At 71.9% G+C, this 13169-nt stretch carries 14 protein-coding genes; 6 read left to right on the top strand and 8 right to left on the bottom strand.

The features are described from left to right. Positions 1-25 precede the first annotated feature (25 nt). The gene (locus tag ACQPZK_RS02325) at positions 26-1660 is read right to left on the bottom strand and encodes a fatty acid--CoA ligase (RefSeq protein WP_433539086.1); all 1635 of its coding nucleotides are present in this window, start codon (positions 1658-1660) and stop codon (positions 26-28) included. Positions 1661-1731: 71 nt separating this feature from the next. Here ACQPZK_RS02325 and ACQPZK_RS02320 point away from each other — a divergent pair, with 71 nt between their 5' ends. Beyond that, entirely contained in the window at positions 1732-2223 is a 492-nt protein-coding gene (locus ACQPZK_RS02320) for an NUDIX domain-containing protein (protein WP_433536703.1), read from the top strand. A gap of 161 nt (positions 2224-2384) precedes the next feature. On the opposite strand, the gene ACQPZK_RS02315 is transcribed toward ACQPZK_RS02320, so the two are convergent. Further along, positions 2385-4061 carry an MDR family MFS transporter gene (locus ACQPZK_RS02315; RefSeq protein ID WP_433536702.1) on the bottom strand — a complete coding sequence of 559 codons (1677 nt, stop codon included), beginning with the start codon at positions 4059-4061 and terminating at the stop codon, positions 2385-2387. Between the two features lie 132 nt (positions 4062-4193). Further along, on the bottom strand, positions 4194-4736 hold the full coding sequence (locus ACQPZK_RS02310) for a type 1 glutamine amidotransferase domain-containing protein (protein WP_433536701.1): 543 nt from the start codon (positions 4734-4736) through the stop codon (positions 4194-4196). A gap of 125 nt (positions 4737-4861) precedes the next feature. On the opposite strand from ACQPZK_RS02310, the gene rfaE2 reads away from it, so the two are divergent. Further along, positions 4862-6658 (top strand): D-glycero-beta-D-manno-heptose 1-phosphate adenylyltransferase, encoded by a 1797-nt coding sequence (gene rfaE2, locus ACQPZK_RS02305; protein ID WP_433536700.1) that lies wholly within the window; start codon positions 4862-4864, stop codon positions 6656-6658. Beyond that, complete coding sequence (locus ACQPZK_RS02300) at positions 6655-7530, top strand: glycosyltransferase (protein WP_433536699.1); 876 nt, start codon at positions 6655-6657, stop codon at positions 7528-7530. Before rfaE2 ends, ACQPZK_RS02300 begins: the two co-directional genes overlap by 4 nt. Here ACQPZK_RS02300 and ACQPZK_RS02295 read toward each other — a convergent pair. The 3 genes from ACQPZK_RS02295 to ACQPZK_RS02285 are packed head-to-tail and all read right to left on the bottom strand — an operon-like array spanning position 7520 to position 9680. Next, entirely contained in the window at positions 7520-8626 is a 1107-nt protein-coding gene (locus ACQPZK_RS02295) for a glycosyltransferase family 9 protein (RefSeq protein WP_433536698.1), read from the bottom strand. The two genes, ACQPZK_RS02300 and ACQPZK_RS02295, sit on opposite strands and share 11 nt — an antisense overlap. Positions 8627-8634: 8 nt before the next feature. After that, a complete protein-coding gene (locus tag ACQPZK_RS02290) occupies positions 8635-9183 on the bottom strand; it encodes an Hsp20/alpha crystallin family protein (protein WP_433536697.1) in 549 nt (182 codons plus the stop codon). Continuing rightward, complete coding sequence (locus ACQPZK_RS02285; RefSeq protein WP_433536696.1) at positions 9180-9680, bottom strand: DUF2231 domain-containing protein; 501 nt, start codon at positions 9678-9680, stop codon at positions 9180-9182. The genes ACQPZK_RS02290 and ACQPZK_RS02285 overlap by 4 nt, the downstream gene beginning before the upstream one ends. Positions 9681-9845: 165 nt before the next feature. Between ACQPZK_RS02285 and ACQPZK_RS02280 the strand changes: the two genes are divergently transcribed. Continuing rightward, positions 9846-10463 (top strand): pyridoxamine 5'-phosphate oxidase family protein, encoded by a 618-nt coding sequence (locus tag ACQPZK_RS02280; RefSeq protein ID WP_433536695.1) that lies wholly within the window; start codon positions 9846-9848, stop codon positions 10461-10463. Positions 10464-10467: 4 nt separating this feature from the next. On the opposite strand, the gene ACQPZK_RS02275 is transcribed toward ACQPZK_RS02280, so the two are convergent. Further along, a complete protein-coding gene (locus ACQPZK_RS02275) occupies positions 10468-11025 on the bottom strand; it encodes a DUF4240 domain-containing protein (protein ID WP_433536694.1) in 558 nt (185 codons plus the stop codon). A 35-nt stretch (positions 11026-11060) separates the two neighbouring features. Next, the gene (locus ACQPZK_RS02270) at positions 11061-11465 is read right to left on the bottom strand and encodes a VOC family protein (protein ID WP_433536693.1); all 405 of its coding nucleotides are present in this window, start codon (positions 11463-11465) and stop codon (positions 11061-11063) included. 56 nt (positions 11466-11521) lie between these two features. Here ACQPZK_RS02270 and ACQPZK_RS02265 point away from each other — a divergent pair, with 56 nt between their 5' ends. Further along, entirely contained in the window at positions 11522-12166 is a 645-nt protein-coding gene (locus ACQPZK_RS02265) for a class I SAM-dependent methyltransferase (RefSeq protein WP_433536692.1), read from the top strand. Positions 12167-12257: 91 nt separating this feature from the next. Then, complete coding sequence (locus ACQPZK_RS02260; protein WP_433536691.1) at positions 12258-13115, top strand: patatin-like phospholipase family protein; 858 nt, start codon at positions 12258-12260, stop codon at positions 13113-13115. Positions 13116-13169: the final 54 nt, after the last annotated feature.

The raw sequence follows: 13169 nt of genomic DNA, 5'->3' as shown, positions 1-13169 counted from the left end.
ATAGGCGACGGTGCCCGGTCAAACGTTACGGTGCTGTCAGCTGCCGGACAGTAAGGTCGCCTTCGGCGTACCGCGAACGGACGACTTTCTTGTCGAACTTGCCCACGCTGGTCTTCGGCACCGTGTCGATGAACGCCCACCGCTCGGGCAACTGCCAGCGGGCCACCGAACCGGCCAGGAAGTCCCGCAGCTCCTCGGCGGTCACCGAAGCGCCCTCGCGAACCACCACGGTCGCCAGTGGCCGCTCGTCCCACCGCTCGTCCGGGACACCCACCACGCACGCCTCCAGCACGGCGGGGTGGGCCATCAGCGCGTTCTCCAGCTCGACCGACGAGATCCACTCGCCGCCGGACTTGATCACGTCCTTCGCCCGGTCGGTCAGCGTGATGTACCCGTCGGTGGAGAGCGTGCCGACGTCACCCGTCCGCAGCCAGCCGTCGCGGAACTTCTCCGGATCAGGGGCGTCCTCACCGACGTACTGTGCGGTCACCCACGGCCCCCGGACCTCCAGCTCGCCCACGGCCGCGCCGTCGGCGGGCAGCGGCTCGCCCGACGGGCCGACGATCCGCGCCTGCACGCCCGCCGGCACACGGCCCTGGGTGTAGCGGTAGCGCCAGGCCTCGTCGCCCGACACCCCGGCGGGCGGACGCGAGACCGACCCCAGCGGCGACATCTCGGTCATCCCCCAGGCGTGGATGACGTCGATCCCGTGCCGCTCGTCGAACGCGTGCATCAGCGCCGGCGGGCAGGCCGAACCGCCGACGATCACCTCGGTCAGCGAGGAAGTGTCCACGTCGTGGTCGTCCAGGTAGGCCAGCAGGTCGGTCCAGATGGTCGGCACCGCGCCGGCCAGGGTGGGGTGCTCGGCGGCGATCATCTCGGCGATCGGCGCGGCCTGGAGGAAGCGGTCCGGCATGATCAGCGACGCGCCGGAGAGGAACGCCGCGTACGGCAGACCCCACGACATGGCGTGGAACATCGGCACGATGGCCAGCTCCCGGTCGGTCGGCCCCAGACCGAAGCCCTCCGGCATGCAGACCTGCAACGAGTGCAGGTAGATGGACCGGTGCGAGTACGCGACGCCCTTCGGATTGCCGGTGGTGCCGGACGTGTAGCAGAGCGCCGCCGCGTCGCGCTCGTCCACCTCCGGCCAGTCGTACACGTCCGGACGGTCGGCGAGCAGCGCGTCCCAGTGATGCACGGTGATCCGGTCACCGGCCGCCGCGGTGATGGGGGTCGGGTCGCCACCGCCGACCACCACCACGTGCCGCACCGTTTCCAGCTCGCCGATCACCCGGGCCAGCAGCGGGATGAGCGTGGTGTCGACCAGCACCACCCGGTCCTGCGCGTGGTTGGCGATGTAGACGACCTGGTCGGGAAAGAGCCGGATGTTGAGCGTGTGCAGCACCGCGCCCATGCTGGGCACCGCGAAATAGGCGACCAGATGCTCGTTGTTGTTCCACATGAAGGTGGCGACCCGCTCGTCGCCGGTCACCCCGCACTCGTCGCGCAGCGCGTGGGCCAGCCGGGCCGCCGTGCGGCCCACCTCGGCGTACGTCATCCGGCGGGGTTCGGCACCCGTCCAGGTGACCACCTCGGCCGTGCCGTGCACCCCCGCGCCGTGGTCGAGGATCCGGGAGACCTGCAGGGGAGCGTCCATCATCGTGCTACGCATGGGTAACAAGCTAGTGTCGGCGGTCACACGTTGGGAACCCCCGTAAATTGTCGCAGGTGAGCATCTCCTGGGCCGACTCGTACGTGGGGCAGTTGCGCGCGCTCGCCGGGGACCGGACGCTGATGTTCGTCGGCGCCCGTGCCGTGGTCAGCGACAACGCGGGGCGCATCCTGCTGATCCAACGCTCCGACAACGGCCAGTGGGCCATGCCGGCCGGGGCCATGGAGCTGGGCGAGTCGATCGCCGACTGCGCGGTACGCGAGGTGCGCGAGGAGACCGGGCTGCGGGCGCTACGGGTCTGCGCGTTCGCCCTCTACACCGGCCCGGACCGGACCAGCACCAACATGTACGGGCACACGTACCAGGTCTTCACGACGGCCTTCAAGGTGGAGGAGTGGGACGGGCAACTGACCCGACTCACCGACGAGACCACCGACGCGGGCTTCTTCGCCCGGGACCGCTTCCCCGCCCCACTCTCCGCCTCGGTCATGGAGACCCTGGCCGACCTGGACGTCTTCGAGCAGACGAACCGGCTCATTCTCAAGTAGCGCGGCGGCTGGGGTGCGGACGCCGCCCGGGCCCGGAGCGCGGCGGGTCGCGGATGTGCCAACGAGCGTGATGACTGTGAGGCATATTGATGACGCACAGTCATCACGCTTGTTCGGATGCTCGCCGTCGCGGACAGCTCCGGGCAAGCGGCCGGAGGCGGTCAGATCATCGTCTGGGACTTGGCCTCCATGTCGGCGGCGGCCTCGTCCTTGGACTCACGCGTCAGCGGCTTGCCGCCCGGCGCGGGAGCCTCACCGCCGAGCGGGTCGGCCCCACCCTTCGCACCCTGCGGGCCGGTGCCCCGCAGCTCGTTGTTCGGCATCGCCAGGGTCACCAGCACCGCCAGGATGGCCACCAGCCCGGCGGTCAGGAAGACCATGTCCAACGCGTCGACGAAGGCGTTCTGGATCGCCGTCCGCACCGGTCCGGGCAACGCCATGATCGTCGCTGGGTCGTTGATGGAGATGTTCGTGCCACCGCTCGCCGCGACCGCGGACCGCTGCTCCGGCGGAAGCTGGGCGATCGCGCCCGGCAGCCGGTCGGACAGGCCCCCGGCGAGCCGCGAGGAGAGCACCGCGCCGAGGATCGCCACGCCGAAGGACCCGCCCAGCGACCGGAAGAAGGTCGCCGACGAGGTGCCCGCGCCCAGGTCGCGCACGGAGACGGCGTTCTGCACCGCGAGGACCAGCGACTGCATGCACAGGCCCAGGCCGACGCCGATCACGACCATGAAGGCGAACGCGACCCAGAGCGAGGTGTCCACCTTGAGCTGGGTGAACAGCAACATGCCGACCAGCAGGGTCACCGACCCGGCGACGGGGAACCACTTGTAGCGGCCGATCCGGCTCATCGCGCGCCCGGTGATGATGGAGGTGGCGATGATGCCCGTCATCATCGGCAGCATCAGCAGACCGCTGCGGGTCGGCGAGGCGCCCTTGACGATCTGCAGGTACAGCGGGATGAAGATGATCGACCCGAACATCACCAGACCGAGCACGAAGCCGGCCGAGTTGGCCAGCGCGAACGTGGCGCTGCGGAACAGCCGCAGGGGCAGGATCGGCTCGGCGACCCGTGCCTCCTGGAGCACGAACAGCACCGCGAGCACGGCGCCGGCGACGAAGAGACCGATGATCACGCCGGAGCCCCAGGCGTACTCGTTGCCACCCCAGCTCAGCGCGAGCAGCAGGCTGCTCACCCCGGCGACCAGCAGACCCGCCCCGAGCCAGTCGATCGCGTGGTTCCGCCGCTCGAACGGGATCAGCCGCATCACGTGGTAGCAGACCACGATGGCCAGGATCGCCAGCGGCACGTTGATGTAGAAGATCCACCGCCAGTCGGTCTCGGCGAAATAGCCACCGACGAGCGGGCCGGCCACCGAGGCGATGCCGAACACCGCGCCGAAGAGCCCCTGGTAGCGGCCCCTCTCCCGGGGTGAGACCACGTCCGAGATGATCGTGAACGCCAGCGTCAGCAGACCACCGGCGCCGAGCCCCTGGATGCCCCGCGTGATGATCAGCTGGGTCATGTTCTGGGACAGCCCGGCCAGCAGCGACCCGAGCAGGAACGTGCCGATCGAGAAGAGGAAGACCGGGCGACGCCCGTACAGGTCGGCCATCTTGCCGTACAGGGGCGTCGACGCGGTCGAGGCGAGCAGGTACGCCGTGACCACCCACGAGTAGTGGTTGATCCCGCCCAGCTCACCGACGATCGTCGGCAGGGCCGTACCGACGATGGTCTGGTCGAGGGCGGCCAGCAGCATGCCGGTCATCAGGCCCAGCATGAGAAGTCTGATCTGCTGGCGGTTCAACACCGGGGCAGCGGAGGCGTCGGCAGTCATACGCCCTTCTATCCACCCCACCTCAGAACATGCGCGCAGCCCGCACCCATATCGCCGTTGATCATGAAGTTATTGCCATGACACGCCGAACCCGGCGGCAATAACTTCATGATCAACGGGGTGGGTGGGGGGTTAGGAGGCGGCGAAGGACTTGGTGATTTGGGCGCAGAAGGCGGGGAGGTCGTCGGGGTTTCTGCTGCTGGTCAGGTTGCCGTCGGTTACGCACTCCTCGTTCACCCAGGTTGCGCCGGCGTTGGTCAGGTCGGTGCGCAGGCTGGGCCAGGAGGTGATCTTCCGGCCGCGCACCACGTCCGCCTCGATCAGCGTCCACGGGCCGTGGCAGATCACCCCGACCGGCTTGCCGGCCTCGAAGAACGCCTTCACGAACCGCACGGCGTCCGGGTCGGACCGCAGGAAGTCCGGGTTCGCCACCCCACCGGGCAGCACCAGCGCGTCGTACCCGGCGGCGTCCGCCTTGGCCGCGGTGACGTCCACGTCGTACGTCTTGGACTGGTCGAGGTGGTTGAAGGACTGAATGGAACCGGGCTTGAGCGAGACCAGCTCCGCGGTCGCGCCGGCGTTCTCGACCGCCTCGCGCGGTTGGACGTACTCGACCTCCTCGACACCGTCGGCGGCCAGGAAGGCGATACTCTTACCCTGCAATGTCGCTGCCATCTCGGTACATCTCCTCTCCGGGGTACCTCAATTCCCTTCCCGCGACCTACCGCCCGAAACACCCCACGGAGGGCGTCACATCCGGCCCAGGTTTGGCCGGGGGGCCGCTGGGGACCCGGGGAGGCATGGCAGGAGCAGCAGCGGAACAGCGCAGGCTCGCCACCGTCGTGGAGAGCTGGCTCGGGCGTCCGGTCCTGATCATCGGTGACGCCATGCTGGACGAGTGGCGGTTCGCCGAGTCCGACCGGCTCTGCCGGGAGGCGCCCGCCCCGGTCCTGACCCTGCGTCGGCGGATCTCCGCCGCCGGTGGGGCCGCGAACACCGCCGTCAACGTCGCCACCCTCGGCGGTCGTGCCGTGCTGGTGGCGCCGGTCGGGGCCGACGTCGCGGGCGACGAACTGCACGACTGTCTGGACCGGGCCGGCGTCTGGGACCGTACCGTGAATCAACCCGGCCGACCCACGCCCGTGAAGCGGCGGATGCTGGCCGGCAACCAGATCCTGCTCCGGGAGGATTCCGGCGACCCGGACGACGCGCTCGACCCGGACGGGGTGACCCGGCTGCTCACGGCGCTGGACTGCGCCACCGAGGAACTGCGCGCCGCCGCCGACGGCGAGGCGCCGACCCTGGTGGTCTGCGACTACGGCCTGGGGGCGCTGCCCGCACCGGTCCGCGCATGGTTGGTCGAGAACCGCGAGCGGTACGCCACGGTCGCGCTGGACGCCCACGACCTCGCCGACTGGCGGGGGCTCGCGCCGACCGTGGTCACCCCGAGCTTCGCCGAGGCGACCCGGCTGCTGGCCCGCGCCGGTGGCGCGACCCGTACGACGGCCGGCGCCGATCTGCACCTGGAGCACCCCGAGAACGATCCGGCCGACGGGCCGTCCGAGCTGAGCGTCGGGGCCGCACCCGGCGGGGCCCGTGCCGACGACCGCCCCGGCCCGGTCGGCGAGCCCACGCCGGGCGAGAGTCGGGTAGCCCTCACCGGCGACGGTCTCAGCGTCACCGGGACGGGCGTCACGGTGAACACCGAGGCCGGAGCGGGTGTGGACCGCGCCGTGCTGGCCGAGTCGCGCCTCCCCGAGCTGCACGCGCACACGGGGGCGGACGTGGTCGCGGTGACCCTGGACACCGACGGCGCGGTCGTCGGCGGCGCGGACGGCGAGCGGCGGCGCAGCCACAGCACCCCGGTCCCGGCGAGCCACGCCGTGGGAGCGGGCGACGCGTACCTGGCCGCCATGACCCTCGCCCTGGCCGCCGCCGCGCCACTGCCCACCGCCGCGCAACTCGCCCAGCTCGCGGCCACCATCACGGTCTCCGACACCGGCACCTGCGTGTGCCTGCGCGACGACCTGCTCGCCGCGCTCGACATGCCGCCGGAGGCCACCGGACACCCGGCGGTGGTCGGCACCGACGAGTTGGACGCGATCGTCGCCGAACACCGCGAGGCGGGACGGTCGGTGGTGTTCACCAACGGCTGCTTCGATGTGCTGCACCCCGGGCACGTGCGCTACCTGGAGCAGGCCCGCGCCCTGGGCGACCTGCTCATCGTGGCGGTCAACTCGGACGGCAGCGTACGGCGGCTCAAGGGCCCGGACCGGCCGGTCAACCCCGTCGAGGACCGTGGCGCCCTGCTGGCCGCGCTGTCCTGCGTGGACCACGTGGTGGTCTTCGAGGAGGACTCGCCCGCCGCGCTGATCGAGGCGGTCCGGCCGGACGTCTACGTCAAGGGCGGGGACTACCCGCCCGAGCTGGTGCCGGAGGCGCCGCTGGTGCGGCGGCTCGGCGGTCAGGTACGGACCCTCGGGTACGTGCCGGACCGGTCCACCTCCGCGATCATCGAACGGATCCGGTCACACGGTCAGGACCCGTCGTCGTACGTCTCCGACCCGTCGTTGAGCACCCGTACCCAGTCGTCGTGAACCGGCCCCTCGCCCTCGGCGCACCGGCGGAGTTCCGCGTCGACCGGCTCGTCGACGTGCTGATCCCGACCCGTAACCGGCCCACCGAGCTGGCCGTCACGCTGGCCGGGCTCGCCGCGCAGGAGGGGGTGCCCGGCTTCGGCGTGGTGGTCAGCGACCAGTCCGACTCCGAGCCGGCGTACGCCCACCCGGCCGCGGCCACCATGGTCCGGGCGCTACGGCACGCCGGCCACCCGGTGCTGCTGACCCGCCGGCTGCCGCGCCGGGGTCTGGCCGAGCACCGCGCGTACCTGCTCGCCGCGTCGGCCGCCCGGTACGTGCTCAACCTCGACGACGACGTCTGGCTGGAGCCGGGGGCGCTGCGCCGGCTGGTCACCGCGATCGAGGAGCTGGGCTGCGGGTTCGTGGGCAACGGCGTGCACGGCCTGTCGTACGTCGACGACGTCCGTCCGGACACGCACGGGCACTACGAGGAGTGGGCGGGACCGCCCGTGCCGGAGCGGATCCGCCCGGGGACCGGCGAGTGGGATCGCGCGCGGATCCACTCGGCGGCCAACCTGCTGCACGTCACCGCCCGGGTGGACCTGCCGCCGGGCGCGTGGCGGGCGTACAAGGTGTCCTGGATCGGCGGCTGCGTGCTCTACGACCGGGCCAAGCTCCTCGACTCCGGCGGGTTCGACTTCTGGCGTCGGGTGCAGGAGAGACACCAGGGTGAGGACGTGGCCGCCCAGCTCGCGGTGCTGGCCCGCCACGGCGGGGCGGGCATCCTGCCCAGCGGCGCCTACCACCTGGAGACGCCCACCACGGTCACCGAGCGGGACGTGGAGGCGTGGGAGGTCGTCCTCGCCGACGAGAGCGCCCCTACGGGTTGAGCAGTTCGCGGGCGGCCTCGCGCACCTCGGCCACCGGCACGTCGGTGACGAACGAGTCGCGGTGCGGGCACTCGCCGTCGCCCGGCCGGTGCGGGTAGATGCCGGGCGTGCAGTCCACCCCGCAGACCGGGCAGTGCACCATCCACGAGGTGATCGGGCGGTGCCGGCCCCGCAGCGGGGTCGCCGTGTTGATCAGGTTGCCGACCCAGAAGATGCCCACCGTCGGCGTACCCACCGCGGCGGCCAGGTGCAACGGGCCGGTGTCGTTCGAGACGACGAGCGCACATCCGGCGTAGCAGCCGGCCAACCCGCCGAGGCTGAGCGTGCCGACCTGCGGCCGGACCGGGGCCCCGGCCGCCTCGACCACCCGGTCCACCACCTCCCGCTCAGCCGGCGTACCGGTCACCAGCACCTCGTAGCCGTCGTCGTGCAAGGCGTCCGCCACCTCGGCGAACCGCTCGGCCGGCCAGCGACGTCGGGTGTCGCTGGCACCGGGATGCAACGCCACCCGGGGTCGGTCCGGCGGGCCGAGCACCCGCTCCGCCTCGGCCCGGTCCGCGTCGGTGACCGCCAACGTCGGCACGATCGTGGTGGCCGGAGCCCCCACCAGGGCCACTGTCTCCAGGTAGCGGATCACCTCGTGCTGGTAGTACACGTAGCGGACCCACCGGTCCAGCGGCGGCGCGTCCTCGGCGCGCAGCCCGACGGTCACCCGCGCACCCAGGCGACTGATGAACGGATTGGAGTTGGCGCCGCCGCCGTGTACCTGCACCGCCAGGTCGAAGCCCTCGTTCCGGGCCGCCGCCACGAAGTCGTCGATCGTCGACGCCGACTCGTCGGCCTCCGGCTCGCGGATGCCCGGGCCCGGCGGCACCACCAGCACCCGGTCCACCGGGCCGGGCCGGTCGCGCCAGAGCTTCGCGTGCCACGGCGCTCCGAGCAGCACGATCTCCGCCGAGGGGTACGCGGCGCGCAGCGCCTCCAACGCCGGTAGGACGAAGATGAAGTCGCCGAGGGCGTTGGCGCGCAGCACCGCGATCCGCCGCACGTCTTCGACTCGCCCGGCCGTCGGGCCGAGCAGGGACGGGGTGACCACCTGGGCCGCTACGGCCGGTCGATCTCGCCGGCGGCGTCCGGGTGGTGCAGCTCCCGGTCCGCCGCGGGGTCGGCCGGAACCGGCGTACCCCCGGACAGGCCGCCGGAGCGCGGCCCGGTGCGGCCGACGGTGATGGTGCGCGGCGCGGGCCGTGCCGCCCGGGGAAGGTGGACCCGCAGCAGCCCGTGGTCCATCACCGCGTCGATGCCCTCCGGGTCGACCCGCGACGGCAGGTCGACGCGGTACTCGAAACCCCGTGTCTCGAAGCCACCGGGAATGCCCTGGTCGGCGTTGACCTCCGCCTCGGAGCGGGCCCGTACGCACAACTCGCGGTCGTCGAGCTCGACGGCGACCTCCTCCGGCGCGACGCCGGGCAGCCGCACGACGACCTGCCAGCCGTCCGCGGTCTCGGTCAACTCGACGTCGGACGCCCCGGCCCGACCGCCGACCAGCCGGCTCAGCTCGGCGCGCAACGACTGCAACTCGCCCATCGGGTCCCAGCCCTGCTGCCGGCCACGCCATCCCCGGCCGAAACCGCCGGACTGCTGCTCGCTCATCGCGCGTCTCCGATCCGCTGGGCGGTGGGTCGCAGTGAGCTGGGCGCGTTCAGGTCGGCGTCGCGGTCGACGCCCACACCGAGCCGGTCGACAAGCTCGCCACCGAGCCAGGCGCTGATGCCGAGGATCGCCACCGCGACCACCTCGATCGCGATCAGCGCGCCACCGGCGGCCCGCGACTCGGCGTTGAGCCGGACCGCCCACACGGCGGCGAAGAGCAGGATCACCGCGAGGTTCGCGCCCGCGTGCAGCAGACCCACCCGCTTGGCGCGGGTACCGGTCGGGATGGCCAGCAGGTCGAACGAGCCGGCCGCCGCGGCCAGCAGGCCGCCGATCAGACCGACGGTGATGTTCCAGTACGCGACCTCGCCGAGGAAGTCGGGGCCGCCGACCGTGTCGATGATGTCGAACAGCACCGCGGTGACCAGCAGCGCGACCGGGAACATGACCAGCATCGGGTGGACCGGGTGACCCAGCACCTTGAGTCGGCTCTCCATCTCCCGGCCTCCACTGGTCGGCGCTCCTGCGGACGGTACGTGCGGCGGGCGTGTCGGGTGAGGCCGTACCCCCGGCGGTCGGGGGCAAACCTCGATGGCCACGCGGGCCTAGGCTGGCGACGGTGGCGCACTCGCCACCCTGGTCAACGGCTCAGGGAGGATCACGTGACGGTGGAGATCACCACGCACGAGGAGCTACGCGAGCTGCTCGGGACACCGCACCCCCGGGCCGCCAACAAGGATCGCCCGCGCCTGCACGAGCGGGACCGGCAGTGGCTCGCCGCCGCGCCGTTCTGCCTGGTGGCGACCGCCGGTGCGGACGGCACCTGCGACGTCTCGCCCAAGGGCGACCCGGCCGGGTTCGCGCTGGTGCTCGACGACACGACCATCGCGTTGCCGGAACGGCCGGGCAACAAGCGCGCGGACGGCTACCAGAACATCCTGGACAACCCGCACGTCGGGCTGCTCTTCCTGATCCCGGGCCGCACCGACACGCTGCGCATCAACGGGCGGGCCCGCCTGGTGCGCGACGCGCCCTGGTTCGACGACATGGTGGTCAAGGGGCACCGACCGGTACTGGCCGTGGTCGTGGAGATCGAGCAGATCTTCTACCACTGCGCGAAGGCGTTCCTGCGGTCCGCGCTGTGGCAGCCGGAGACCTGGGAGCCCGACGTGCTGCCGTCCCGCGCCCGCCTGATCAAGGAGGTCGAGGCGCCCGTCGAGAGCCTGGAGGAACTGGAGAGGCACTACGGCCCGGAGTACGCCAAGAAGATCTACGTCTGACCGGTCAGCTCGACCAGCCCGCCGGATTGCCGAACGACTCGCGGGAGATGCCGGAGCCGGTCTCCGGCCACGACCCGAACCGGTCGTTGTGCAGGTGGGCGAAGAAGTAGCACATGCTCTCGCACTCGGCGTCGAGCACGGCGAGGGCGGGCGTGGCCCGGACAGCCTCGTAGTAGTCGCGGCCGAGAGCGACGATGAAGCCCCGGCAGTAGAGGAAACCGTCGTCCGAGCCGTCGGTCACCTCGTGGATGTCCTCCCGGTCGATGTCGTGCAGCTTGCGCTCCACCACCCGGTCGAGGTCGGTCAACTCCTGCGTGGACAGTCCGGCCGATAGGTGCACGAGGCGGTCCAGGAAGGGGGACAGCCACCGGTCGATCGCGGACGACGCCTCATGCTCGTCGGACTCGTCGTCATCGTCGGCCGGATCGCGCTCGACGAGGGCTCGCCGCAGCGCCTGCGGCTCCGCGCCCAGCTCCGCCCAGGCCGACTCGATGAGCGCCCACAGTCGGGCCTCGTCGGCGGAGGTCGGCAACGTCCCGGTGGTATCGGTGGTCACAGTCACGGCCGGACCGTACTCCGCACGACCGACACTCCCGCTCAACGCGGAGCGGTCGACACCATCCACAGATGACCGTCCGGATCGGCGAAGACGCCGGCGTACCCCCAGGGTTGTGTTTCCGGCTCGGTGACCACCTCACCACCGGCGGCGCGCGCCCGCCCGATGATCGCGTCCGCCTCCTCCGTGCTGTCGGCCCTGAGGCTGAGCAGGCACTCGCTCTGCCCCCGCGGGGCGACCTCGCGCGGGCCGATCACCCAACCGAAGCCGCCGGTCGGGATGAGCATCAGGCGCAGCCCGTCGTTCACCACGAACTGCAGCGGCTCGGGCAGGCCGTCGTCGGCCAGCTCGCCCACCGCGTCGAGGCCGAGGCCGTCGCGGTAGAAGCGGTACGACACCGAGCGGTCGGCGATGGGCAGGCTGAGGGTCAGTGGCGCGGCGGGCATGGGCGAAGGCCTCCGTGGGGTGTGGTGACGACACGACGTGCGTCTAGCCTTCCCTGGTGGACGCGGACGACTGGCTGGCTGACACACGCACCTCGTACGACACGGTAGCGGTCAGTTACGCGGACCTCGTCCGCGACTTCCTGGCGAGCGCACCCTACGAGCGGGCGGTGCTGGCGCTGTTCGCCGAGCTCGTCCGCGCCGCGGGCGGCGGTCCGGTCGCGGACGTGGGCTGCGGCACGGGCCGCATCGCCGCCCACCTGCACGAGCTGGGTCTTGACGTGTTCGGCATCGACCTCTCCCCCGGAATGCTGGCGGTGGCCCGTCGCGACTACCCCGGCCTGCGGTTCGAGGTCGGCTCGATGACCGACCTCGACCTGGCCGACGGCTCGGTGGCCGGCCTGATCGCCTGGTATTCGCTCATCCACATCCCGGACCGGCAACTCGGTCAGGTCCTCGCGCACTTCCACCGGGTGGTACGGCCCGGCGGCCCACTGCTGGTCGGCTTCCACGTGGGTGACGAGACGACGCTCAAGACCGAGGGGTACGGCGGCCACCCGATGCGGGTCCACGTGCACCGTCGCCGACCGGCCCAGGTGGCGGCCTGGCTCCGCGACAACGGCTTCGCGGTCGAGGCGGAGATGACGGTCACCTCACCGGAGAGCAAGCTCGGCGGGATCATCTTCGGCCGACGGGAGCCCTGAGCCGCCCCACCCGTTGTCAGCGCTGCGCGGTGCCTGCTACCGTCGAACTGCGAACGGCGTTAGCAGTATCGCGGCGGAGGGTGGAGGGGCGATGGCGGACGACACGCGACCGGTCTGGGTCCTCGGTGGCGGTGGAGTCGCCGGCATCGCCTGGGAGGTGGGCGTCCTCGCCGGTCTCGCCGAGGAAGGGCTGTCCGTGTCTCCGGACGCGGTGCTCATCGGCACGAGCGCCGGCGCCGTGGTGGGCGCCCAGATCGCCAGCGGCACACCCCTGCCCGAGCTGTACGAGCGCCAGCGTCAGGGCGTACCCCACGAGACCGCGCCCGCGCTGGGCCTGCTCAGCCTCCTACGGCTCGCCCGGGCACAGATGTTCGCCCGCAGCCCCGAGCAGGCCGCCCGTCGCCTCGGCAAGCTCGCGCTCTCGGCGCGCGTCGACGACCCGTCGCGGCAGCGCCGGATCGCGGAGGCCCGCCTTCCGGACCACGACTGGAAGGACCTCGACCTCCGCATCGTCGCCGTCGACGTCGAGTCCGGCGACCTGCGCCTCTTCACGCGGCACGACGGCGTGTCCCTCGTGGACGCGGTCGCCGCGAGCTGTGCCATGCCGCAGTCCGCCGTTCCGGTGACGATCGCCGGTCGCCGGTACATGGACGGCGGCATGCGGTCCAGCCTCAACCTGGACCTCGCGCCCGGAAGCGGCCCGGTGATCGCCCTCGCGCCCAGCACCGCCGCCATCGGTCCGTGGGCCCGCATCGAGAAGCAGCGGGCCAGCCTGGACGCGGGCCGCCCGGTCGAGCTGTTGCTGCGCGACACGGCGTCCAAGCGCGCGCAGGGGACGAGCGTGATGGACCGTTCCGTCGTACCCGCCCTCGTGGCCGCCGGACGGGACCAGGGTCGACGCGAGGCGGCCCGAGTGGCGGCCGCTCTCGCAGCGATCAGCCATTCGTAGGGGTTGATCGCCACCGACGCGTCGCCATGGTCAGCCAACCCGGCACCGCGTGAT

Source organism: Micromonospora sp. CA-249363, assembly GCF_050950185.1.
Classification (GTDB): Bacteria; Actinomycetota; Actinomycetes; order Mycobacteriales; family Micromonosporaceae; genus Micromonospora.
This window is presented reverse-complemented; position numbering and strand designations above follow the sequence as displayed.

Coding starts and splice junctions, on each gene's coding strand:
- ACQPZK_RS02325 (WP_433539086.1), bottom strand. CDS start 1,660: ATGGACGCTCCCCTGCAGGTCTCCCGGATCCTCGACCACGGCGCGGGG.
- ACQPZK_RS02315 (WP_433536702.1), bottom strand. CDS start 4,061: ATGACTGCCGACGCCTCCGCTGCCCCGGTGTTGAACCGCCAGCAGATC.
- ACQPZK_RS02310 (WP_433536701.1), bottom strand. CDS start 4,736: ATGGCAGCGACATTGCAGGGTAAGAGTATCGCCTTCCTGGCCGCCGAC.
- rfaE2 (WP_433536700.1), top strand. CDS start 4,862: ATGGCAGGAGCAGCAGCGGAACAGCGCAGGCTCGCCACCGTCGTGGAG.
- ACQPZK_RS02290 (WP_433536697.1), bottom strand. CDS start 9,183: ATGAGCGAGCAGCAGTCCGGCGGTTTCGGCCGGGGATGGCGTGGCCGG.
- ACQPZK_RS02285 (WP_433536696.1), bottom strand. CDS start 9,680: ATGGAGAGCCGACTCAAGGTGCTGGGTCACCCGGTCCACCCGATGCTG.
- ACQPZK_RS02270 (WP_433536693.1), bottom strand. CDS start 11,465: ATGCCCGCCGCGCCACTGACCCTCAGCCTGCCCATCGCCGACCGCTCG.
- ACQPZK_RS02260 (WP_433536691.1), top strand. CDS start 12,258: ATGGCGGACGACACGCGACCGGTCTGGGTCCTCGGTGGCGGTGGAGTC.